Below are 21,995 nucleotides of genomic sequence, written 5' to 3'. Positions count from 1 at the left end.
TAAAGATGGAAAATGCATCCTTAAATTTACTATCATTATGGTTATTAAAACATTGTCATCACGACAAATATTATTCAGTCATCCCGGCCAAAAAATTCAGTCATCCCGGCCTCCGAGCCGGGATCTCCTTCCTCCCGTCATACCGGAAGATACGAAGTATCTATCCGGTATCTCCTAAACAGTCTGCTCCGCTCAAATAGTCTTTTGAGGAGATCCCCGCCTAAGAGCATGCGGGGATGACGAAGGTGCTGGCATGCGGGCATGACGGTAGTGGGTGCATGCGGGGATGACGGTAGTGGGTGCATGCGGGGATGACGAAGGTGGTGCATACGAGGATGACGAAGGAGGGCAAAACTTCCGGGATGATGGGCGGTTTTTGTAATTCCAAAAAGTACGAAGTACTTATCCGCATCGTATAAACGGAACAGTTAAGCGTAAAGTCAGGGGGGATGGGATTCCGCCATTTGATGAAGAAGGCAAAATCAAATATGCGCTTGTTTTCAACACAAGTAGAGCTTCGATGCAATACAAGCATCAAATAAGAAGAAGATAACTAATTGATTCCCTTTAAAAATACTAAGGGATGAGGGTTAAATTATGTCTAGTTCTCGATTCATTATGTCTTTTTTACCTTTCGTATTATTCGCACACCAGCTGATGAAACCACATTATGCCGTAATCTTTCAAGCTGTTCAGCTTCGCCAGATCCGTATCGTTCGCAATGGCTGATTTAATGTGTGGATCACAGTTTATTGCGCTATCCAGTATACGCCTTATTTCAACAAAATTCTCTTCTTGATATTCAACAGGCTGTTTCTCAAATTCTACGATTACTTTATAACAGGCAAGGTTAACTAACAGTCTTGCTCTGAGCTGATTAGACATATCAGCTATGTTAAATGTACTCTCCAGCACCTCAATTGCTTCATGCATTTTATTGAGGCCCCGTAGTGCTCTGGCTTTATTACCCAGTAATCTGGGATTATTGGGCGAAATTTCAAGGCATTCGTTGCTCAGTATCAATGCTTCATTACTTTGGCCACTACTTATAAGGTCTCTGATATTTTGAATTTTAACATCGATAGAATTTAAAATTATACGCTTACGCTCTTCTTCCAGTTCATCTCTGAGCTCATCCACTTCATCCTGAGGTGCATATTTTTTATAAGCAGTAGAAACTACCCCTACACCACCAAAGCCACTTAGTATCGATAGGCCGAGTAACTTAATCCATGACCAAAAGGCTGCATCGGTAGAAGATTTACTATCGGCCTCTATTCGCTCATTATGCGCATTGATCACAGAGATAATCTTGCTTATTTCTTCGGCATTTCTTTGGTGAGACGAAGTAAATAACTGTGGCGGAATTATAATAGGGCTTTCTTTTTTACCGTCAAAAGCCTTGGAGGATATGGCTGAGAAATCCACAGAACCTGACATAGTGAAAATACCAATAGCCAGTATTGCTGCAATAGAGCCTGCTAGAATAAAACCGTACCAACCTAAATCAATATGTTTCGGTTTATCGCTTGTAATAGCGCTCTGAGGATTGTGGTAGCGCCTTAATTTATAAGACCCTTTTGATGAAAGGGCCTGAATAAAGCCCCCCAATGCGCCACCAGAAATGATTACCAAAAAGAACCCAATCACAAAAGTGAGTGATGTTGGAATACTATCCATGTATATATCCCGGTGTTATTTGCCATATTGTTGTGTAAAGTAATTTAGCGTTTCAAGTCTATTGAGTAAATAGCGCTGTACGCAAACTGTACGAAGGGTAAGTTGGATTCACATCCCTGATTATCAGGAGAAAAGAATCCCCCACATTGAGATCACGAAGTGCTCATCCCGGACGACAAAATATTGTCATCCCGGCCTTGAGCCGGGATCTCCTCGTTCCCGTCATACCGGAAGATACGAAGTATCTATCCGGTATCTCCTAAACAGTCTGCTCCGCTCAAATAGTCTTTTGAGGAGATCCCCGCCCAAGAGCATGCGGGGATGACGAAGGAGGTGGCATGCAGGAATGACTATTTTAAATTCCGTCATACCGGCCTTAGAGCCGGTATCTCCTCGTTCCCGTCATACCGGAAGATACGAAGTATCTATCCGGTATCTCCCAAACAGTTTGGCTCCGCTTAAATAGTCTTTTGAGGAGATCCCCGCCCAAGAGCATGCGGGGATGACGAAGGTGGTGCATACGAGGATGACGAAGGTGGTGGCATGCGGGGATGACGGCGTCGGTGCAAGTGTGAATGACTATTTTTAATTCCGTCATCCCAGCCTTCGAGCCGGGATCTCCTCTTCCCCGACAAACCCGGATTGATTCACACGGTAAACTTGATTTTTTACATATTAAATATATATTTTTTATGTAACGTAGTTTCTGTTAAGCGGAGATGCAGATGTCGAAACCAGAGAAAAAAGTAAGTAAAAAAACGTCGATTGATTTAGACGAAGATACATTGAGGCTGTTAGCTGAACTGCAAAAAGGCTTTGGTGTATCAACCAATGCTGCGGTGTATAAAAAGGCACTTAAACTGGCGTACTACATGGTTAACGCTGCCGATAAAGATCACGGGGTGGTAGTGGAGAACGCCCGAAATCATCAGAAAGAGCGCTTAATACTTAACAGCTAAAGGACAACCTATGTCAGGGGATGACCAGAGAAGTCCAACGACTATCCTTATTGATTCGATTGATGTTGACGGTGCTGACATCGATCGATTAGCCCATACCGCAGATATGCTTGAAACGGCAGCAACAGGCGAAACTCGTCGCGACGCAATACGCAAAATTATTGGTTTGTTTAAATTACTAAACCTTACTGTTATCGGTGTTGTTGGCGTTATGTTGATTGCCGACTGGGCTATTCTGGCTTGGGTAACTGATTCCACATTAAAAGATAGAATTATCGACCAAACCGTGGTGATGGCCCTGATTGGTGCTACGGTTGTTCAGTTAGGCACTGTAATGCTGACATTGTCAAAACACCTGTTTCCGGCCAGCGGTGAGTAAGAGTTACTGCATGTCGCCGTATTAGTTTTTAGCCTGTTAACCCTATGCTAAAGTGACCAAAAAGTAAGTTATTACAACGAGATTCTTGTGACAAAAACAGATAAAGACACCGCCAAACTAGCCGTACGGTTGGATGAATTTTTAGATGCAATCGACGTTGGCGATACCAAATTGGCCCGCTTCATTGTTAAAAAAGCCGTAAAAAAATACCCTCGACACGGACTCAGCTTTGCCATGCAGGGGTTGGCGGCTGTTTATATAGATAATAACCATTCAGACGGCTACTTTTACCTAAAAAAAGCGATTAGTAAAGGCTATGGAGCTGCGTTTATTTATTTCAACTTTGGGCTCTGTGCAGAGAAAAGCGGTTTTATAACAGAATCGTTAGAAGCTTTTTACGAGTCGATCGAACGCGCCTCACCCGAAGAGCTAGACGCATACGGCCCCGCTCGCGAGCGGTTATTGTTGATACAAGAGACCCTTCCAGAGCATGTAACGCTAAAGCAATATTTTGCTGATGCCAAAGAGTTCGAAAAAGGCGTATCGCTGCTTGAAAATCAATCGTTTAGCGACGCTATCCCGTGCTTTATAAAGGTTACGCAGAGCCAGCCTGAACATGTACAGAGCTACGGGAATCTGGGGATCTGCCAGATGTATTTAGGAGAGCACCAACTCGCTAAGCGGGCATTTTATCAGGCTTTGGCCATCGATCCGGATTACGAGCTGGCCGAAACAAACTTGCAGCGCTTAAAGGCCCTTGAAAAAGGCGAAATAACATCACTGCCTGATATTACGGTGGTAGATTTTTACGGCGATCGAGAGCAAGAGTCAGTCAATCCGGCCCGAGAAGTCAATCAGGCTTTATCGCAGGCCATGTCTGAAGAACAGTTTGAATCACTGGATGAAGCGCAGGCCTTTGTTGATAGTTTCATGCAGGAGCATAACGATTCGCCCCGCGAGGATTTGCTTGGGTTAACGCCAACCCAGGCAAGGGAGCTGCTAACCACCCCGTTTGAGGCGCCTGCATTACTAACCCGTGACTTCAAACGCGTTTCGCAGCTAATGGCTGTGCCCCTTTACTGGTTGGCGATAAATCTACTCGGTGCTCTGGGCCCGGATGGCATTAAATGCACCGCTGCCGGTAATTTACCCCGCGACCTTTGCCGCACTATTTTCGAAAAATACCAGCAGGAAATAGATTCGGGGATCTCGCTTTTAACCATCAATAAAGAAGAAGACTTTGCGCATTTGCATGTAGCACGCTGTATTCTTGCTCTTGCAGGGCTTATCCGCAAACATGGCGGTTACTGGAAACCACTTAACGCTGCCTGGCAGCTTTACGAGCGAATACAACAAGGCGACCAAAACGCTGTTACAGAACTTTACGAAACCCTCTTTACCACATACATCACAGATTTCAATCTGGCGTATCTCGCCGGTGACGAAGAAAACTGTGCATTTTATCAATCCAGTATCGGCTTTTCGTTATACATTCTCTACCAACTGGGAGATTCCTGGCGGCATAGCCGGGATTATCAGCAGTTATTCGAACGGACATTCCCTGATGAAAAAAAACCGGTGATTGAAATTCCCGGGGTGGAGCTGCCGTCTGAATACATACTCAGGTTCTGGCTGGATTTAGCCTGGCAAGTTGGTTTGATTGAAAAACGGCAAAGCTCTGAGGGAGGCGCCTTAAGTAAAGACATTAGGGCAACCCCATTGTTTGCAGAGTTAATCACTTGGCACCTGCCTAAAGTAAAATTGCTGTAATTTGAGGGACTTGGTTTACCTCTTTTTCCGTCATACCGGAAGATACGAAGTATCTATCCGGTATCTCCCAAACAGTCTGACTCCGCTTAAATAGCCTTTTAAGGAGATCCCCGCTCAAGAGCATGCGGGGATGACTAATCTCAATCCTGTCATCCCGGCCTCCGAGCCGGGATCCCCTCCTTCCCGTCATACCGGAAGATACGAAGTATCTATCCGGTATCTCCTAAACAGTCTGACTCCGCTTAAATAGCCTATTGAGGAGATCCCCGCTCAGGAGCATGCGGGGATGACGGGGGTGTGGCATGCGGGGATGACGAAGGTGTTGGCATGCGGGCATGACTATTTCCATTCCTGTTATCCCGGCCATAAATTATAGTCATCCCGGCCAAAAAATCCTGTTATCCCGGCCCCCGAGCCGGGATCTCCGTCTTCCCCGTCATACCGGAAGATACAAAGTATCTATCCGGTATCTCCCAAACAGTCTGACTCATTCCAAATAACTTATTAATAAATCCCAAAATCCACTTATAAAAAACAATACTTGGCAAACACTGGTAATAACCAACATCAAAAATAACGCTGTATAGTAACTAACCAATGGATGAGTTGTTGTTCCCTCCAGGCAACAACCAGTGTTCCTTCCATTTCTGTGTTGTGTGAACCCATTTCAGCCCTGTTTCATACGGGGCCTTTTTCTGTGCAGTAAACAAGAGTCAGCATTAAAAATCACATCAGTAATATCCAATTCCTTAGCCAGACTTGTATCACCCCAAAAGGTTCTGTTGTAAAGTAAGGATTCATAACAAGAAAACAGCACAGCGCCCGGTTTTACCGGCGTCAACCGCGGAAACTTCAATGTTCGATAAACTGCGCGTTTACTATGGTTTAAAAGTATTTCAGACCTATAAATGGTCATTTGTAATCGTTGTTGCGCTGATGGTGAGCGAAACCGCGGTGGGACTGAGTTTGCCATATTTAATTGGTCAGCAGTCACAGGCTTTTTTAGATGAAGTCACTATCCTCAATGACAACCACCTAAAATATCTTTTTCTATGGATAGGGTTATTTGCCGGACAAGCTGCGCTGCGCTTTTTCTCCAGTTACAACGTTAACTTGGTGGGGGCGCGGTTAATGGCAGATTTCAGCTGCCGGCTGTATGATCACATCCAGGTATTACCCATTCAGTATTTCCAGGAAAATAAGCGCGGTGATGTGCTGTCTATGCTGACTAACGATCTGGCCGTAGTCAGTTTTTTTGTGTCCAGTGTGCTGACCAATTTGATCCCGAATATTCTGGTGTTAATTGGCGCTTCAATTCTGATGTACATGATTGAACCCACTATTGCCTTGTTAATTTGTTTTCTGGTGCCGCTTATTTACGTGATATTAAAGTTTGTAAGTCGGGGAATGCAGCCGATTTCTCAGCAACTGGTGCAGCGCCAGGCCGATACGCTGGCACAGGCCAGTGAAAACATTGGTGCTATATCCTTAATCAAAGCGTTTAATAAAGAAGCGGATGAGTCGTCTAAATTCAGGCAACGAACCAATGAAGTACTGGCGCTCAGAGCAAAACAATTTCGTTTACAGGCTCTGCTTTCGCCGCTCATCCAGTTTTTGGCTTCATTATGTATTTTGATTGTGGTGATCATGAGCGTATTAAAGTTTAATGCCGGCTCTCTGGGAATTCCCGACCTCATCACAATGCTGCTCTACGGTATTGTATTTACCCGGCCGCTGGGATCCCTGGCAGGCCTTTACGGGCAACTTCAGCAGGTTATCGGCGCATCTGCACGGCTACTGCACGTTTATCACCTGGAAAGCGAACCACGAGATTCTGGCGGTACCGCCGCGCAAATTAAAGACGGAGACATTGTATTTAACAAGGTGTCTTTTGGTTTTGCGCAGCGCGGCGAGATACTGAAAGACGTCTCTTTTCACCTGAAGCCACAACAAAACATGTTGATATACGGGCAAAACGGCGGCGGGAAAACCACTTTATTGCATCTTATCATGCGTTTTTACGAACCGGTTTCCGGTGAAATCATTATCGATGGTTTTAATGTACAACATACCACTATTCGGTCGTTACGGTCGGCCATTGGATTAGTGTCGCAGGATGTACTGCTACTCAATGGCACCATTTTTGAAAATTTGACCTATGGCTTAGCAAACCCGATAGCCGATGAGGTATACAAAGCAGCCAGCCAGGCAGGCCTCGACAATATCATAATGCGTTTACCTAACGGGTATGACACTCAGGTAGGAGAGGGCGGCATCAAATTATCCGGCGGGCAGCGCCAACGCATTGCTCTGGCTCGCGCGTTATTGCTGAAACCAAGGATTTTGTTACTCGATGAGCCAACCTCTATGTTAGATGAGCAAGCCAGACTCAGTTTTAAAGAGGAATTTCATGGATTGTTTGCCCGGTTTACCGTTATCATGATCTCTCATGATCCCACGCTATCTAACGTTGCCGACGTGGTTTATAAGTTAGAAAACGGTGAGTTAAATCGGCAGTAAACGCAGTCAGGTAAATAAAGGAGTAAAACATGGCTACCTATCAACTAAAACCAGATTTATTACTGCAAAAAGTCGCAGATGAGATGGTGTTATTAGAGCCTGAATCAGGCGAGTATTTTACCCTTAATAGCGTTGGTGCCGACATGCTCGAGCTTATGCAGGAGGGGAAATCCGCCCCGGAAATCGCTCAGCATATCGCAACCGATTACGACGTGCCGGCTGCCCAGGTACAAGCTGATTTAGATGAACTATTAAAACAGCTTGAAGAGGCTAATCTGGCCGACCTAGTAAGTGATTAAGCGTTGTAAACAATTACTATCACTACCAGCGGCCGAGCGTCGCTGGTTTTGGTTATGCTGGTGTCAGTTTGCCAAATGGCATCTGATTATTCAGTATTGTTCCTACGGTAAATGGAAAAACGTAATATTTAATAGTGCTTATAGCGAAAGTGGGCGTTCACTACATATTCCTCTTGCAAAAGCGATTCAGCTTAGTGAGATGGCGGCGCGTAATCATATATTTACGATAAATTGCTTACGCCGATGCTTGGTTCAACAACAGTTGCTTGCGCGTTACGGCTACTCGTTAAACCTGCATTTTGGCGTAAAAAAACAGCAAGGAAAATTAAAAGCCCACTGCTGGTTAACTTATCAAAACAAGCTGATAAATGATGGCGATGAGGTGGTCTCCACTTACACCGAACTCACTCTGGCAGAGCATCAAAGCCAACAAATTATCAATGCTCTGAAGTAACATTTACTGTAAGTAGCGTCCGGCCACCTTTATCCGCCATCACGGCCCAAAAAATACTGTCATACGGTTTATAAAATGCAGTCGTCTCAGCCTATAAAACATTGTCATCCAGGCCTCCGAGCCGGGATCTTCGTCTTCCCCGTCATACCGGAAGATACAAAGTATCTATCCGGTATCTCCCAAACAGTCTGACTTCGCTTAAATAGCCTTTTAAGGAGATCCCCGCTCAGGAGCATGCGGGGATGACGGGGGTTGTGGCATGTGGGGATGACTATTTTTATTCCCGTCATCCAGGCCTATAAAACATTGTCATCCAGGCCTCCGAGCCGGGATCTTCTAAACAGTCTGGCTCCGCTTAAATGGCCTTTTAAGGAGATCCCCGCTCAGGAGCATGTGGTGATGACTTTAATTACCTGTCATCCCGGCCAACAAAATACAGTCATCCCGGCCAAAAAAATATTGTCATCCCGGCCTCCGAGCCGGGATCTCCTAAACAGTCTGGCTCCGCTTAAATGGCCTTTTAAGGAGATCCCCGCTCAGGAGCATGCGGGGATGACGGAGGGATTGGCATGCGGGGATGACGGGGGTTGTGGCATGTGGTGATGACTTTAATTACCTGTCATCCCGGCCAACAAAATACAGTCATCCCGGCCAAAAAAATATTGTCATCCCGGCCTCCGAGCCGGGATCTCCCAAACAGTCTGACTCAGCTTAAATAGCCTTTTGAGGAGATCCCCGCTCAAAAGCATGCGGGGATGACGAAGGTTGTGGCATGTGGTGATGATGAATGCGGTGGCATGCGGGGATGACTATTTTTATTCTAGTCATCCCGGCCTCCGAACCCGTATCTCCCACCTTCCCGTCATACCGGAAGATATGAAGTATCTATCCGGTATCTCCCAAACAGTCTGACTCCGCTTAAATAGCCTATTAAGGAGATCCCGCTCAAGAGCATGCGGGGATGACGGAGGTGGAGCATGCGGGGATGACGAAGGGATTGGCATGCGAGGATGACGGGGGTTGTGGCATGTGGTGATGACTTTAATTACCTGTCATCCCGGCCAACAAAATACAGTCATCCCGGCCAAAAAAATATTGTCATCCCGGCCTCCGAGCCGGGATCTTCTAAACAGTCTGGCTCCGCTTAAATAGCCTATTAAGGAGATCCCCGCTCAGGAGCATGCGGGGATGACGGGGATGTGGCATGCGGGGATGACGATTTTTATTCTAGTCATCCCGTATATGGACTCCTCTTGTCATGCAATACCTAATTTGCGATGCTGTCAGGTGTGAGATGCGTGCGTATATTCGGACTCTTATTAGGTAGCTAGCCTTGTCCATTGATGTGCTCGCTCCCCCATGCCTTTTACGGCTTAAAGGTTTTTCCAACCGCCGGGATGAACAGGCGCTTGGGGGACGGTCTGACCTGATTAACGTCGCATTACGGGTATTGCAGAACCTGGTTAAATGGTCACAGACTCAGGGGCCTGATAGGGCTGTTGGTAGTGCACCATGGCCCAGGCTATCCTGACGGTTTTATTGGCTAATGCCACGGCGGCTCGGCGTAATCCTCGTCGCTCTATTAATTGTTTCATCCAGACTTCGCGGGTATTTTTCGGTGGACGTTTGGCGACGACTTTTATTTTTGCCAGCGCGCCCTGAATAAGATTGGCCCTGAGCTGCTTCTTGGCGATGCGTTGGCTAATCCCCAGCATGACGACTTTGCCACCGCTGCTGTGCTGTTTGGGCGTCAGGCCAATACAGGCTGCCGCCTCCCGGCCGTTCTTAAAGGCTTCACCTCGCGTTCCGAGTGCGAGGTACAGGTTTAAGGCATTGACCGGGCCCACGCCATCGAGCTTCTGTAATTCATTACATTGCTCATGTGTTTTTAGTTGAGCACGGAGCTGCTTTTCAGCCTCCCTGACTTGTTGCTTTAAACTTATCCAGAACTGATATTGTTGATGAAGCGGTCCCCGAAGCATCATGGGTAGCTCATTCTCGGCGTCTTCCAGGATATCGGGGATACGCTCCCGGAAGGCTTTTTCTCCTTGTGGTATCACAAGGCCGAACTCAAACACGATGGCACGGATAAGGTTACTGGTGGCAATCGCGATATCCTGATAATGCTTACGCATTTTCTCGAGTGCTTGCAGTGCCAACTGGTCATTATTTTTTATGGCCACCGGTTTTACGTTAGGTTGTCGCACGGCAATACCAATCGCTACCGCATCATTTTTATCGGTTTTATGGCCCTCAACAAACTTTTTCACGAAGCGGGCTGAAATAAGTACGGGCTGATGGCCTAAAGCGCGCGCCTGCTTCGCCCAGTAATGGGCACTGCCACAGGCTTCCATGGCAACAACAGAAGGGGTTTGTTTGGCTAACCAGTTAAGCACCTGCTGACGGCGTAACTCCCGATTAGTTTTAACCTCGTTTTACTTATCTAAAATACAAACCTGAATAACATTCTTTGCTAAATCCAGGGCAATTACGTTATCTTGATACATGTATGGACTCCGGTTTTTTTGTGCAAGAAATAACCTATCCTCCTTCGGGGGAGGAGTCCATACATCGGCCTTGAGCCGGGATCTCCTAAACAGTCTGGCTCCGCTTAAATAGCCTATTAAGGAGATCCCCGCTCAGGAGCATGCGGGGATGACGTATGGGGTAGCATGCGGTTATGACGAGGTAACTAATCTCAGTGATGCTGCTGGATCCAGCGTTGGGTTAATATGGCGTACAATAAGTCCACGTGTACATGGGCCTTATTACTCCCTACGGTATGATCAAATGCACTCAGTAATTTTGCGTTATCCAACAACCCCATTTCTTCAAGGCGAGTGTCTTCCAGTAACTTTCTGAGTGGCTCAGCGTTATCTTTTACCAATTTGCCGAAATGATTATCAAAAGTCACTTTCTGCACATTCCAGCAAACGCTCTCTGGCAGCAAAGTATCCATAGCATTACGCAGTAGCCATTTAGGGTAGGCGCCTCGAATAAGCTGCTTAGGCGGAATAGCGAAAGTAAATTCAGCAATACGGTGATCAAAAAAGGGATGAACTACCTCTATACCATATTGCCAGGCTACCTTTTGATACGAGCGTAACGAATTAAACGTAGAGGTTGTTTTAAGCGCCTGGTAACGGGCATAGCCTACTTCATCTTTGTTAGGATCAAAGGGATTTTTTACCGTGCCGGTTTCTTGCGCTAACGCACTGGCTTTTGGCGTTAACCAGGCAGGCAAATCTGCAGGTTGACGCCCTTTAATTTGCCGCGCCAACGCCAATAGCGACTGCGGGATCATCGGCTTCATAAACAACGAACGAAACACCGGCCACGGTGCCATGCCGGTTTGCTTACAGGCTTTGAGTACCTCGCTAATCACGCCAATATCGCCCTGCTTTAAGCGCTGAGTATAAGCACTGGCGTGCCCCCAGCACATTTCGTCACCACCATTACCGGTAAGTAATCGGTGACTACCAGCCGCTTGAATAATCTCACATTCCTGATGATAACGCGGAGAAAGTACGGTACCCGGTGAATCAAAATCGGTAGGGTACAGTGATAAAAAATCCCGGTGCGCACCGGCATCCACCGTGATCTGGATGGGATCCTGAAGGCCCAGGTGGGCATACATCGCCTTAATATTGTCTGACTCATCGCAACTTTCCGACTGGCTGTATAGGTGCGATAACGGCCGGCACTGGCGTTGTGGGCTAAGCAGCTTATGGGCAAGGGCGGTAATCGACGTGGAGTCCATTCCGCCGCTCATTTGGCTGACTACTAAGTTCTCATCAGCGGCAATATGATCGCCCACGGTGTTGTTAAGCAACTGGTAAAACGCATCGCGATAGGCGTTATCCGAGGCCAGTTCAAGGCGATGAGCAGGGTCGATATCCCAGAACGGTTGGGTGTGCAGGCCACCGTCCGGGCTGGCCTGCAACGAACAGCCCATCGGCAATACATCAATATTATTATACAGGCACAACTCAGGATTAGGCTCGCCGGCCAGCCAACACGCCAATGCGGCAGGATTGAGCGTGGGGTTAGCCGGCAGTAATCCGGCAATAAAGCTGGCTTCAGAGCTGATAACCGTTACCTGACCCACTCGGGCATAGTACAAGCAGTGTTGATTAAGCGCATCGCGGCTGGCTATTAACTGCTGTTTATCTGCAGCCCAACAAAACGCAGTGTGTGCGCCTTTAATGCGGCGCGATATGCCTGCCGCATTTTCATTGATTTGCGTGCTTAACGCATTGTTATTGGGCGCGCGACTGCTCGCCACTATGGCATTGGCGTGGGTAAAACTAAACTGATGTAGCCTGGCGTTATGAACAGGGCCGTGCTGATTGTAGCTGGCAACCAGGCAATTAGGGTTTTGCCATAGCAAACGCACGGTGGCGAACTGGCTGGCTTGGTTAAACAATTCATTTAATGCGTGGTGGTTTGCCGCCACCATGGCAAACATTGCAGTCATAGGTAATGCAATTTACGTCCTTGGAGAATGCCGTTCACTATGCCTGTTTCGGCTATAGCAGGCAAGATAAGCGCTCCTGATCCAATAAATCCATTGCTGAAAAAATAATTAAACATTTGAAAAATATAGATTAAATCAAAAAATGGATCTTGTTGGAACATAGTTGCACAAAATTTGTGCTAATCGGTGAAAGGGAATAGAGAAATATAAAAAATATATTAAAATCATGTGCTTATGTGGTTTATAAAGATATGACAAGGCGCCAGTCAAGACAATAAAAATGGCACTCTGTAACGGTATCAGCGGCGCATATTGTGCCGAAAACCGCCTTTTTAAGGGTTAAACACGGCTTATCAAGCCATTTTTAAGGAGGTTGTCGGAGAATTTTACAGAGAAAATACCTAACGCCACCAAAATAGCTGGAAAATGTTTAGGTGTTATATAACCTATTGATAATAAAAGTTAATAAGTGTTATGGCGCGCTTTTTGCGTTAACTGAGTAGCGCACAACGCGGATCGTTATGGTAATAAGTTGTACAGGGTAGTAGCCGGACATTAGAGGAAGATAACAATGAAAAAATATTTATTAGCTGGTCTTTTTACACTTTTCGCCAGTCAGTCAAATGCGGCGTTTATTGAAGGCGTTACCGGTGCTGATATGGCAGGCATGACGGTTACCGCAGAATTTTCTGATGGTTCAACCGATACCCTGATGTGGAACGCCATGGGGACTGATATGGGCGGCGCGTTATCGCCGGAGTGGGGCGTAATGCTGTCGGGCGATTCGTTTGGTGAGTACGACCCGGGCACCAACACCTTTTACGGGCTTTGGGTTGTGGCCAACAACTCAAATTTCGATATTGTGGAACTTACCTTAAATGGCGTTAACGCTGGTGTGGTGTTCGATACAGAATTCGGTGATGCCTCAGCCAATGGCTCTGGTCCTGGCCGTGAAATGGTGGGCTCAAGTCCGATGCTAGTTGCCACTTATACACAAAATTACCTAGACGAGTTATTCAGTATTATGACGCTGATGAGCCTTGATGGCACGGTAGTTGGCGCAGGAATGCGCAGTGCGTTTATGACCGACACCGACATGATCGAGCCGGATATGCCGGTGCCAGCCCCTGCAGGGTTGGTGCTAGTGGCGTTAGGGCTATTATTGAGCGCTCGAAAACGCCAGGCCATTTAATCGAATTCGACAGGAGAATTACCATGAGCCAGCAAACAGCAAAGCAAAGCAACACAGAGCAACGTAACATAGAACAAAGCGCAGAATACCAAAAGCCTGCGTTAGATAAAGCCGGTAACCTGGCAGAGCTCACTCAGGGGTTCGCAGGCAGTGTGCCAGACGAGCAGGGTGGGCAAACTAAACGCAATCCATTCCAGGGCTAGCCGTTCAACGGCTTTATTACGCTGAGGTGGAGATTAACCAGAAATAGCTTAGCTTTGTCTTAAACTCGCAATAAAGCAGTGTTACACTGTTAAATGAAGCAAAAACTACAGTTTAAACAATGGGTTAATTTTTAGGCATCTGTAGTGTCACAAAATTTTACACATTGTGCGGATCGCCCGGATCCGATATTGTTAATAACATGATCCGGTCTTTGTAAAACAACAACTTAAGTGATATTTTAAATTCAGGCACGACAGTTGCATTAGTGATTGCAGTAGTATCAGTAATCAGATTTAACAACTTCAAGGGATTTTCCAAATGAAGAAATATTTACTCGCAATGGCATTAGCTGTAACAGCAAGCTTTTCAGCTAATGCATCTTATATCCAGGGAGTATCTGGTGCGGAGCTGGCAGGCATCGAAGTAACGGTTGACTTCTTAGCCGGTGGTTCAGAGTCTGCAACCTGGGTGTCTACCTCAACTACAGCTGGTGGTGCATTCGGTGCATCTGACTGGTCTGTAACGTTAGACGGTGATTCTTTCGGTGAGTTCGATCCTTCAACCAGCACTTACTATGGTCTGTTCGAAGTGTTTGCATCATTTGACATCATGTCAATCACCCTTGATATGCTGGGCACTGGCCTGGTATTCGATACCGAATACGGTATGGCTTCTGGCAATGGCTCTGGCGCTGGCCGCGAAATGGTAGTTGATCTGCCACAATACACCGTAACTTATAGCAACCTGGTTGAAGACGAACTGTACAGCACAGTGACTATCGACGGTATCTTCGAAGAAAACAGTGTTACTGGTTTCTTAACCGACGTAGACGCAGCTGCAGAAGACGTACCTGCTCCGGCTGGTCTGGCTCTGTTAGGCTTAGGTCTGCTGGCTATGCGCTTATCTCGTCGTAACAAGTAAGAAGGAACGAATTTTGAAAACTGAAAACACTCAGCAAAGCAAAAAGCAATACGTTGCGCCGGTTTTAGAAAAGGCTGGAAGCCTGGCCGAACTGACTCAAGGTTTCGCAGGTAGTGTACCTGACGAACAGGGTGGCCAAACTAAGCGTAACCCATTCCAAGGTTAATGCATTAACCTATTGAAAATCCCAATAAAAGCCCGGAACTAACCGGGCTTTTTTATGCCTGAATCAATTTTGAGTCTTCAAACCTCAACGGATAACGCTTAATCACCGCTTTAGCTGTGTAAGCCACTCTAATCATAAACTGAGCCGTAAGTGTTTACTTTTTTTACAGCGTTGGGAATGCTTTTATTTTGCTGAGTTGTTGGCTAACACAAACCAAAATAATACAACTTGCCATCTGCACTACAGTGTTAATATTGCTTAAAACATCTGAAGTAATCGTTTACGAACTACACTAATTTTCATAACTCATGGAACAGAGCATGAAAACAACACTTATCCTCCTGATTATTATTGCTATAACTGGCTGTATGACAGTCACTCACACCCCAGACGGGCAACCCACCAGTAATACTTACGGTTATATCTCAGCCAGTGGGAATATCGGGCAGGGATTGCGTTACGTGGTGTTAAAAATAAATGGTGAAGCCACAAATGTATTTGCACCTGTGATCCCAGGCTACAAACTTCCGCCTGGCGAACACCGGTTGCTTTATCAATACGGACCGCAAACACGTCCCGGGGGTGTTACCACCGAAGTTATCCTTACTGTGGAGCCTGGTATGTGTTACTTGCCCTGGATTGTAACCAGCCGAGAGGAAGTTGACGGTGATTACGTTATATGTAGTAACATTACCAAAGAATGCCATCGCCCCAAAAAGATACGTACAACAAACCAACTCGGTTTTAAAGTGTTTGATACCCAAGTGTTACCCAGGGCGTTGAGCGAGTTATGCCCTGATGATTTATTGCCTGACAATCAGTAATGTGCCTGGCAAAGCGTCCGTCAGCGCATCCAAAAACGTATGTAGAAAAATACGTTACTATTCGCAGCGATAACTCAATAGCAGTCAACTTCTAGTAGCGTTAAGTACCAACTTAATTAAACAAACCATGTTGAAAACGATGATACAAACAACCCAACCCACTGCAACAAAGCAGTACAAAAAGCCCGTGCTGGAACACGCAGGCAGTTTATCTGTATTAACTCAAGGGTTTGCTGGCAGCGTGCCAGACGAACAAGGCGGCCAGACCAAGCGCAATCCTTTTCAGGGGTAAACCAAACGTCATAGGTGTATGTTTGCCCCGTTTTCGGGGCATTTTTTTATATGTGCTTTACACACACCACGTTCTCAAGCATGCTTTAGCTATCTTTACAGGCAGTTGTAGTCACCCAGAGCATGGAAACGGATCCCCAACAAGAACTGATTGCCCTGAGTCGCAATCCGTTACATGGCGTAACACTTACCTTTGATGGCACTCAAGGCACCACACCGCATCAGCTTAACGCGCAGTTTGCACAGATCACACCGGAGCCCCAGAACGAAGCGGTATGGCAACTGGTGGATGAAGGCGAACGTTACCAGTCGCTGATCACCCTAACCCACAAAGCAGAGCGCTGGCAGCTATCGGTACAATGCGAAGGGCAGGGCGTATTTGAGCTTAACAAGAACTCGCTAACCATCGACTGGCAACCCGGCGGCACCGGGCCAGCCCATTATTTGCAAACCCTGGGTATATCCTTGTTTCTGGAGCTTAACGGCCACTTGTGTTTGCATGCCAATACCCTGGTAAAAAATCAACAGGCCCACCTGTTTTTAGCGCCCAGTCGCACCGGCAAATCCACCCTCACGGCACTACTCACCACATTAGGTTACACCCTTACCACCGATGACATGGCAGCGCTTTACCAAACCGCGCAGCAACCAACGCAATACCAGGTATACCCCAGTTGGGCAAAAGTACGCTTATGGCCCGACAGTGCAGCGTTACTTAAAAGCCAGCTAACCAACCAGGCAGTACAACAAAAAAAAGTGCACCAACGCTTCGCCAAACAGGAAATCAGCTTTGCGCCACAACAAAACCATGTGCCTACACCCGTAAAAGCGCTGTACTACCTAAACCGCACTGAGCCAGGCGATACCGCAGAAGGTGATAAGGTTACACTCACCCGCATTGCCCCCAGCGCTGCGCTCATCATACTGATGCAAAATAGCATGCTCGGCGACGCCTACCGCGCACTGGGCATCGAAAAACAGCGCATACAAGCACTCGCCGAACTACTGCAAACCATCCCATTTTACAAAGTAAGCTACCCCAGCGGCCTAAATAAACTCCCAGACATCGCCAACCAAATAGATAAACTAATAAACAACCAAAATTAACCTGTCATCCCCGCATGCAAACAACCCCGTCATCACCGCACGCAAACAACCCCGTCATCCCCGCATGCACCCCCTCCGTCATCCCCGCATGCTCTTGAGCGGGGACCTCCCAAACAGTCTGACTACCGCAAAACAACCACCAATCAACCTGTCATCCCCGCATGCACCCCCTCTGTCATCCCCGCACGCTCTTAAGCGGGGACCTCCCAAACCCCCTGACTACCGCAAAACAACCAGCAAGCAACCTTTCACCCCGAGCCAACAAACCCTTCATCTCAACCACCAAGCAACCTTCACCCCAGCCACTAAAACTTTGTCATCCCTGCATGCACCCCCACCGTCATCCCCGCATGCTCTTAAGCGGGGAACTCCCAAACCCCTGACTAACCCAAACCAACCACCAATCAACTTTTCATCCCAGGCCAACAAACCCTTCATCCCAGCCAACAAAAACCGTCATCCCCACATGCACCTCCTCCGTCATCCCCGCATGCAAACAACCCCGTCATCCCCGCATGTAAACAACCCCGTCATCCCCGCACGCTCTTAAGCGGGGACCTCCCAAACCCCCTGACTACCGCAAAACAACCACCAAGCAACCTTCACCCCAGCCACTAAAACTTTGTCATCCCCGCATGCACCCCCTCTGTCATCCCCACATGCACCCCCTCCGTCATCCCCGCATGCTCTTGAGCGGGGAACCCCCAAACCCCCTGACTAACTCAAACCAAGCACCAATCAACCGTCATCCCAGGCCAACAAACCCTTCATCCCAGCCAACAAAAACTGTCACCCCCCCGGATAAACTACCGTCATCCCCGCATGCACCCCCTCCGTCATCCCCGCAAGCTCTTAAGCGGGGAACTCCCAAACCCTCTGACTAACGCAAAAGAACCACCAATCAACCATCATTCGAAAAATCATCCCAACCAAAAACAAATAACAAACACGCAACAAAAACTGGCACCGCCTTTGCTCAACAAGAAGCAAATAATAAAAATTCTGTACCCTGGTCAAACAACCAAACAGTTAAACGAGCAATAAAACATCGTATACACCAACAAATCCAAACAAAGGGTTTTCACCCCCTGTGATTTATAAGAAAATACGGTATAGTTGCAGGTTGGTGCGAATGCACCATAATGGTGAGTAACGGTAATGTCATTAAATTCAAATAGTATAATTACCTGCACCAACACACAGTCTTGTAGTACCTGGTCATTGCCAAAGGATGGGATTCAATGAACGAAAATGGCGGATTTATCCGTAACAACCTCAATCAGTTTGCCTTTCTCTATCGACTGATTGATATTTTCATAATTCAAATCTGCTTAATTGCTGCTTCTTACTTATATCTCGAAAAATTCGACGTAAAATATTTTGTATTGGGCCTGGTGTCTAACATGGCCTACCTGTTCTTTGCCGAACTCTTTGTATTGTACCGTTCCTGGCGAAACGGCTCGTTTAAAGAAATGGTGTTTTATACCGTTTGTAGCTGGGCATTAACGCTATTCCCCCTGTTTATCTTTTTATTCTTTACTAAACAAACCGAATACTTCTCGCGGGTGGTATTGGGCTTATGGATGGTAAGTACAGCGATATTACTGTGTGCCTGGCGCGGTGTTTTCCGCCAGTTTCTTATTTCCATTCGCCGTAAAGGCTATAACACGCGCTCAGTCGGCATTATTGGCCTTACTAAACGCGGTATCGACTTAGCCAACGAAATCATCAACTATCCCGAAAGTGGCTACAAGCTCACGGCGGTGTTTGATGAGCGTGATCCGGTTCGGCTCGACCATAAATACATCGACAGACTCGCTGGTGGTATTGCCGAGGGCGTTAAAATGGCCCAGCAAGGCAAATTAGAAATTTTATTTGTTGCGCTACCTCTCACCAATAAAGAACGAATAGAGAACATTTTAAAAGCACTGGGCGACACTACCGTAGATGTACACATAGTGCCTGACGTATTTACGTTCAACCTACTGCACTCCCGTATGGGCCACGTGGGCGAGGTACAAACCATCAGTGTATACGACAGCCCCATGCGTGGTGGTTATTCCATCATGAAGCGGATGGAAGACGTATTTTTATCACTAACCATACTGGGCATTATTGCCATCCCCATGCTGTGCATAGCATTAGGCATAAAGCTTACCTCTAAAGGGCCAGTGCTCTTTAAGCAAGACCGCTACGGCATGGACGGCAAAAAAATCAAAGTGTGGAAGTTCCGCTCTATGCGAGTTATGGATAACGGCGAGGTGGTAAAACAGGCCACTAAAGGCGATCCACGTATTACCCCCTTTGGTGCATTTTTAAGACGCACCAGCCTGGATGAGCTCCCACAGTTCTTTAACGTGCTACAGGGCAATATGTCGGTTGTGGGCCCACGCCCACATGCGGTAAGCCACAACGAAGAATACCGAAAGAAAGTAGCGTACTACATGCTGCGCCATAAAATGAAACCAGGCATCACTGGTTGGGCACAAGTAAACGGCTGGCGCGGTGAAACCGACACCGTCGAAAAAATGGAAATGCGCATTAAATACGATCTGGAATACATCCGAAACTGGAGTATCTGGATGGATTTTAAAATTGTGATTTTTACCTTGTTTCGAGGGTTTGTGGGGAAAAATGTATATTGAAAATGCTGCTCCTTCTAATCTAGTAAAGTTCAAACTTTAGGACTGTTATGAAAAAAGTTTTAGCCGTAGCTTCCGGCGGTGGTCATTGGAAACAGTTAATGCTAATCAGTCCGTCGTTTAGTCACTATCAAGTTAAATACATTACAACCATCAAAGGATTACCGGAAGAATCGGGGATCGATAATTTTAATATTGTGACCGACTCCAATAAAAACGAAAAATTTAAAGTGATATTAACGTTTTTACAGATATTAAAAGTAATCGTTTTTTATCGCCCTGACTTGGTGATAACAACTGGAGCTGCCCCTGGTTTACTCGCTCTGGCGATAGGACGCGTCTTTTTAGCAAAAACAATATGGATAGACAGTATTGCCAATGGTGAAAAGCTTTCTATGGGCGGGAAAATATCACGGCGATTTGCGCATGTGGTGATGTCACAATGGCAAGAGGTTGCTCGACAAAACAATGTACAGCATAAGGGTTCTGTATTTTGAATAAAAGGATATTTGTAACGGCTGGTACTCAACTGCCTTTCGAACGGATGTTAGGTTGGATTAACGACTGGGTTTGTAATTGTAACTATGCAGTAAAGGTACAGGCTCAAGCCTGCGGAATTACGGGTAATTATCCAAATATTGAAACTAAGGGGTTAATGTCACCCGCTGAATATAGTAATGCTATTTCATCCTCAGACTTGTTAGTAGGTCATGCTGGAATCGGGACTATAATTACCGCTCATGAATACGAGTTACCACTGATAATTGTACCGAGAGAGTTTGCTCTGGGAGAGCATAGAAACGATCATCAAATTGCTACTGCGGCTAAATTTGAAGGTACAGAAGGGATATACATAGCAAGGACGCAAGAGAAACTAATAGATTTATTAAATGATCCTCAGCTACAAAAGTGTTCTGGTGGCAACTCACAAAATAGAAAAGTATTTGTTGATAATTTAACGAATCTTATAGATGGTCTATTAAAATGAGAAAGGTACCATTGACTCTTGTTGCAAACCTCTACCCAAGCACAGATAAGCCATATTTCGGTACATTTATAAAAAATATTTATGAAAGTCTCGATGAAAATCTTTTTGATAAGGAAAAACTAGTCTTACCCGAATTCGGAGAGGGATTTAAAGGGTACTTAAAATTCTATTTTAGTACTTTTTTTAATTTGTTCACGGCAGAAGGTATAGTTTATGTTCATTATGTATCACATAGTGTTTTACCCGTTTTATTATCATGTATTCTCAATAAAAAAATAAAATTAATTCTGAATTATCATGGAAGTGATGCTTTTCCTGAAAGCTCGGAAAGTTCACTAAAATCTGCAATAAAAAAATTGCTCTGTAAATGGGCTAATAGAAAGTCTGTTCTGATTGTAGTTCCATCTAACTATTTTAAAAATAAAATGATAGATGGATATAGAGTTGATGAGGATAAAATTTATGTTTCTCCATCCGGTGGGTATGATAAAAATATATTTTATGCACTAGATGAAGAACTTAACAGTAAGATGAATGACAAAATACACTATCTTTTCGCTGGAAGAATGATAGAGGGCAAAGGATGCATATTAGCAGCTAAAGCGGCGCTATCCTTGTCGTTAAAAAACCCAGAAGTAACATTTACATTTCTAGGTAGTGGTCCTAAAAAAGCAGAAGTAGAAAAAATATTAGAGCCATTAATAGTTCAAGGCCGGTGCAGTCTTAAACCTTCAGTAAATCAAGAGCAACTTGCTGATGAGTTCCGAAAATCTACATTTTTCTTATTTCCTTCAATGAGAGAAGGTGAGTCACTTGGCTTAGTTCTTGTGGAAGCAATAGCATGTGGTTGCATTCCTGTTGTTATTAGGCAGGGAGCTATTAATGAAATATTAGGTAGCAATGCTGAACAGTTGGCTACAAATAAAAGTAGATATGTTGATCTGGTCAACGATACTGATGATATGACTTTAAAATATAAACAACAACTTCAATCAAATTTAATGGATAGAGCAACTGCTTATGAAAGAGCTAGTATTAGTAATAAACTATCATTAAGAATCTATAGTGAGAGTAAATAAATTTGTTACCCAAAGAAATTGTTAGACATAAATTAGAGGGACT

Annotated in this window: 19 protein-coding genes and 1 pseudogene; 17 read left to right on the top strand and 3 right to left on the bottom strand. The window is 45.7% G+C overall.

The annotated features are described in order from the left end of the window. Positions 1-639 precede the first annotated feature (639 nt). On the bottom strand, positions 640-1,680 hold the full coding sequence (locus tag AC566Q_RS19495; RefSeq protein WP_105934311.1) for a tetratricopeptide repeat protein: 1,041 nt from the start codon (positions 1,678-1,680) through the stop codon (positions 640-642). Between the two features lie 725 nt (positions 1,681-2,405). Between AC566Q_RS19495 and AC566Q_RS19490 the strand changes: the two genes are divergently transcribed. The 6 genes from AC566Q_RS19490 (at position 2,406) to AC566Q_RS19465 (ending at position 8,061) form a co-directional block, all read left to right on the top strand. Then, the gene (locus tag AC566Q_RS19490; RefSeq protein ID WP_105934312.1) at positions 2,406-2,639 is read left to right on the top strand and encodes a hypothetical protein; all 234 of its coding nucleotides are present in this window, start codon (positions 2,406-2,408) and stop codon (positions 2,637-2,639) included. Between the two features lie 10 nt (positions 2,640-2,649). After that, positions 2,650-3,018 (top strand): hypothetical protein, encoded by a 369-nt coding sequence (locus tag AC566Q_RS19485; protein ID WP_499609697.1) that lies wholly within the window; start codon positions 2,650-2,652, stop codon positions 3,016-3,018. Positions 3,019-3,105: 87 nt separating this feature from the next. After that, positions 3,106-4,788 carry a tetratricopeptide repeat protein gene (locus AC566Q_RS19480; protein ID WP_499609694.1) on the top strand — a complete coding sequence of 561 codons (1,683 nt, stop codon included), beginning with the start codon at positions 3,106-3,108 and terminating at the stop codon, positions 4,786-4,788. An 855-nt stretch (positions 4,789-5,643) separates the two neighbouring features. Continuing rightward, positions 5,644-7,308 (top strand): ABC transporter ATP-binding protein, encoded by a 1,665-nt coding sequence (locus tag AC566Q_RS19475; RefSeq protein ID WP_499609691.1) that lies wholly within the window; start codon positions 5,644-5,646, stop codon positions 7,306-7,308. Between the two features lie 29 nt (positions 7,309-7,337). Beyond that, positions 7,338-7,607 carry a PqqD family protein gene (locus AC566Q_RS19470; RefSeq protein ID WP_499609688.1) on the top strand — a complete coding sequence of 90 codons (270 nt, stop codon included), beginning with the start codon at positions 7,338-7,340 and terminating at the stop codon, positions 7,605-7,607. Further along, positions 7,600-8,061: a lasso peptide biosynthesis B2 protein gene (locus AC566Q_RS19465; protein WP_499609685.1), complete on the top strand. Its 462-nt coding sequence runs from the start codon at positions 7,600-7,602 to the stop codon at positions 8,059-8,061. The genes AC566Q_RS19470 and AC566Q_RS19465 overlap by 8 nt, the downstream gene beginning before the upstream one ends. A gap of 1,463 nt (positions 8,062-9,524) precedes the next feature. Here the strand turns inward: AC566Q_RS19465 and AC566Q_RS19460 are convergent. Continuing rightward, positions 9,525-10,472 (bottom strand): annotated as a pseudogene (locus AC566Q_RS19460) (IS110 family RNA-guided transposase); the annotation flags it as partial. 287 nt (positions 10,473-10,759) lie between these two features. Continuing rightward, positions 10,760-12,538 carry a lasso peptide isopeptide bond-forming cyclase gene (locus AC566Q_RS19455; RefSeq protein WP_499609681.1) on the bottom strand — a complete coding sequence of 593 codons (1,779 nt, stop codon included), beginning with the start codon at positions 12,536-12,538 and terminating at the stop codon, positions 10,760-10,762. Positions 12,539-13,109: 571 nt separating this feature from the next. Here AC566Q_RS19455 and AC566Q_RS19450 point away from each other — a divergent pair. From AC566Q_RS19450 to AC566Q_RS19400, 11 genes are all read left to right on the top strand, one after another. Next, the gene (locus tag AC566Q_RS19450; protein ID WP_499609678.1) at positions 13,110-13,730 is read left to right on the top strand and encodes a hypothetical protein; all 621 of its coding nucleotides are present in this window, start codon (positions 13,110-13,112) and stop codon (positions 13,728-13,730) included. Between the two features lie 23 nt (positions 13,731-13,753). Beyond that, positions 13,754-13,933 carry a lasso RiPP family leader peptide-containing protein gene (locus AC566Q_RS19445; protein ID WP_499609674.1) on the top strand — a complete coding sequence of 60 codons (180 nt, stop codon included), beginning with the start codon at positions 13,754-13,756 and terminating at the stop codon, positions 13,931-13,933. A 319-nt stretch (positions 13,934-14,252) separates the two neighbouring features. Next, complete coding sequence (locus AC566Q_RS19440) at positions 14,253-14,855, top strand: PEP-CTERM sorting domain-containing protein (protein ID WP_499609670.1); 603 nt, start codon at positions 14,253-14,255, stop codon at positions 14,853-14,855. Positions 14,856-14,868: 13 nt separating this feature from the next. Continuing rightward, positions 14,869-15,021, top strand: a complete 153-nt coding sequence (locus AC566Q_RS19435; protein WP_240621851.1) for a lasso RiPP family leader peptide-containing protein — start codon at positions 14,869-14,871, stop codon at positions 15,019-15,021. 320 nt (positions 15,022-15,341) lie between these two features. Then, positions 15,342-15,845, top strand: a complete 504-nt coding sequence (locus tag AC566Q_RS19430) for a hypothetical protein (protein ID WP_105936865.1) — start codon at positions 15,342-15,344, stop codon at positions 15,843-15,845. 127 nt (positions 15,846-15,972) lie between these two features. Continuing rightward, positions 15,973-16,137: a lasso RiPP family leader peptide-containing protein gene (locus AC566Q_RS19425; RefSeq protein ID WP_499609665.1), complete on the top strand. Its 165-nt coding sequence runs from the start codon at positions 15,973-15,975 to the stop codon at positions 16,135-16,137. 122 nt (positions 16,138-16,259) lie between these two features. Next, positions 16,260-17,243, top strand: a complete 984-nt coding sequence (locus tag AC566Q_RS19420) for a hypothetical protein (protein ID WP_499609662.1) — start codon at positions 16,260-16,262, stop codon at positions 17,241-17,243. Between the two features lie 1,241 nt (positions 17,244-18,484). After that, the gene (locus AC566Q_RS19415; RefSeq protein WP_499609659.1) at positions 18,485-19,888 is read left to right on the top strand and encodes an undecaprenyl-phosphate glucose phosphotransferase; all 1,404 of its coding nucleotides are present in this window, start codon (positions 18,485-18,487) and stop codon (positions 19,886-19,888) included. Between the two features lie 47 nt (positions 19,889-19,935). Next, complete coding sequence (locus AC566Q_RS19410; RefSeq protein ID WP_499609656.1) at positions 19,936-20,382, top strand: hypothetical protein; 447 nt, start codon at positions 19,936-19,938, stop codon at positions 20,380-20,382. Then, complete coding sequence (locus tag AC566Q_RS19405; protein ID WP_499609651.1) at positions 20,379-20,873, top strand: glycosyltransferase; 495 nt, start codon at positions 20,379-20,381, stop codon at positions 20,871-20,873. Before AC566Q_RS19410 ends, AC566Q_RS19405 begins: the two co-directional genes overlap by 4 nt. Continuing rightward, a complete protein-coding gene (locus AC566Q_RS19400; RefSeq protein ID WP_499609649.1) occupies positions 20,870-21,952 on the top strand; it encodes a glycosyltransferase family 4 protein in 1,083 nt (360 codons plus the stop codon). Before AC566Q_RS19405 ends, AC566Q_RS19400 begins: the two co-directional genes overlap by 4 nt. The last annotated feature ends 43 nt before the right edge of the window (positions 21,953-21,995 follow it).

It is taken from the genome of Alteromonas sp. H02 (assembly GCF_059682525.1).
The sequence above is the reverse complement of the archived record's forward strand: the minus strand, read 5'-3'. Positions and strand labels throughout refer to the sequence as shown.

Coding starts and splice junctions, on each gene's coding strand:
- AC566Q_RS19495 (WP_105934311.1), bottom strand. CDS start 1,680: ATGGATAGTATTCCAACATCACTCACTTTTGTGATTGGGTTCTTTTTG.
- AC566Q_RS19490 (WP_105934312.1), top strand. CDS start 2,406: ATGTCGAAACCAGAGAAAAAAGTAAGTAAAAAAACGTCGATTGATTTA.
- AC566Q_RS19485 (WP_499609697.1), top strand. CDS start 2,650: ATGTCAGGGGATGACCAGAGAAGTCCAACGACTATCCTTATTGATTCG.
- AC566Q_RS19475 (WP_499609691.1), top strand. CDS start 5,644: ATGTTCGATAAACTGCGCGTTTACTATGGTTTAAAAGTATTTCAGACC.
- AC566Q_RS19470 (WP_499609688.1), top strand. CDS start 7,338: ATGGCTACCTATCAACTAAAACCAGATTTATTACTGCAAAAAGTCGCA.
- AC566Q_RS19455 (WP_499609681.1), bottom strand. CDS start 12,538: ATGACTGCAATGTTTGCCATGGTGGCGGCAAACCACCACGCATTAAAT.
- AC566Q_RS19450 (WP_499609678.1), top strand. CDS start 13,110: ATGAAAAAATATTTATTAGCTGGTCTTTTTACACTTTTCGCCAGTCAG.
- AC566Q_RS19445 (WP_499609674.1), top strand. CDS start 13,754: ATGAGCCAGCAAACAGCAAAGCAAAGCAACACAGAGCAACGTAACATA.
- AC566Q_RS19440 (WP_499609670.1), top strand. CDS start 14,253: ATGAAGAAATATTTACTCGCAATGGCATTAGCTGTAACAGCAAGCTTT.
- AC566Q_RS19430 (WP_105936865.1), top strand. CDS start 15,342: ATGAAAACAACACTTATCCTCCTGATTATTATTGCTATAACTGGCTGT.
- AC566Q_RS19425 (WP_499609665.1), top strand. CDS start 15,973: ATGTTGAAAACGATGATACAAACAACCCAACCCACTGCAACAAAGCAG.
- AC566Q_RS19420 (WP_499609662.1), top strand. CDS start 16,260: ATGGAAACGGATCCCCAACAAGAACTGATTGCCCTGAGTCGCAATCCG.
- AC566Q_RS19415 (WP_499609659.1), top strand. CDS start 18,485: ATGAACGAAAATGGCGGATTTATCCGTAACAACCTCAATCAGTTTGCC.
- AC566Q_RS19410 (WP_499609656.1), top strand. CDS start 19,936: ATGAAAAAAGTTTTAGCCGTAGCTTCCGGCGGTGGTCATTGGAAACAG.
- AC566Q_RS19400 (WP_499609649.1), top strand. CDS start 20,870: ATGAGAAAGGTACCATTGACTCTTGTTGCAAACCTCTACCCAAGCACA.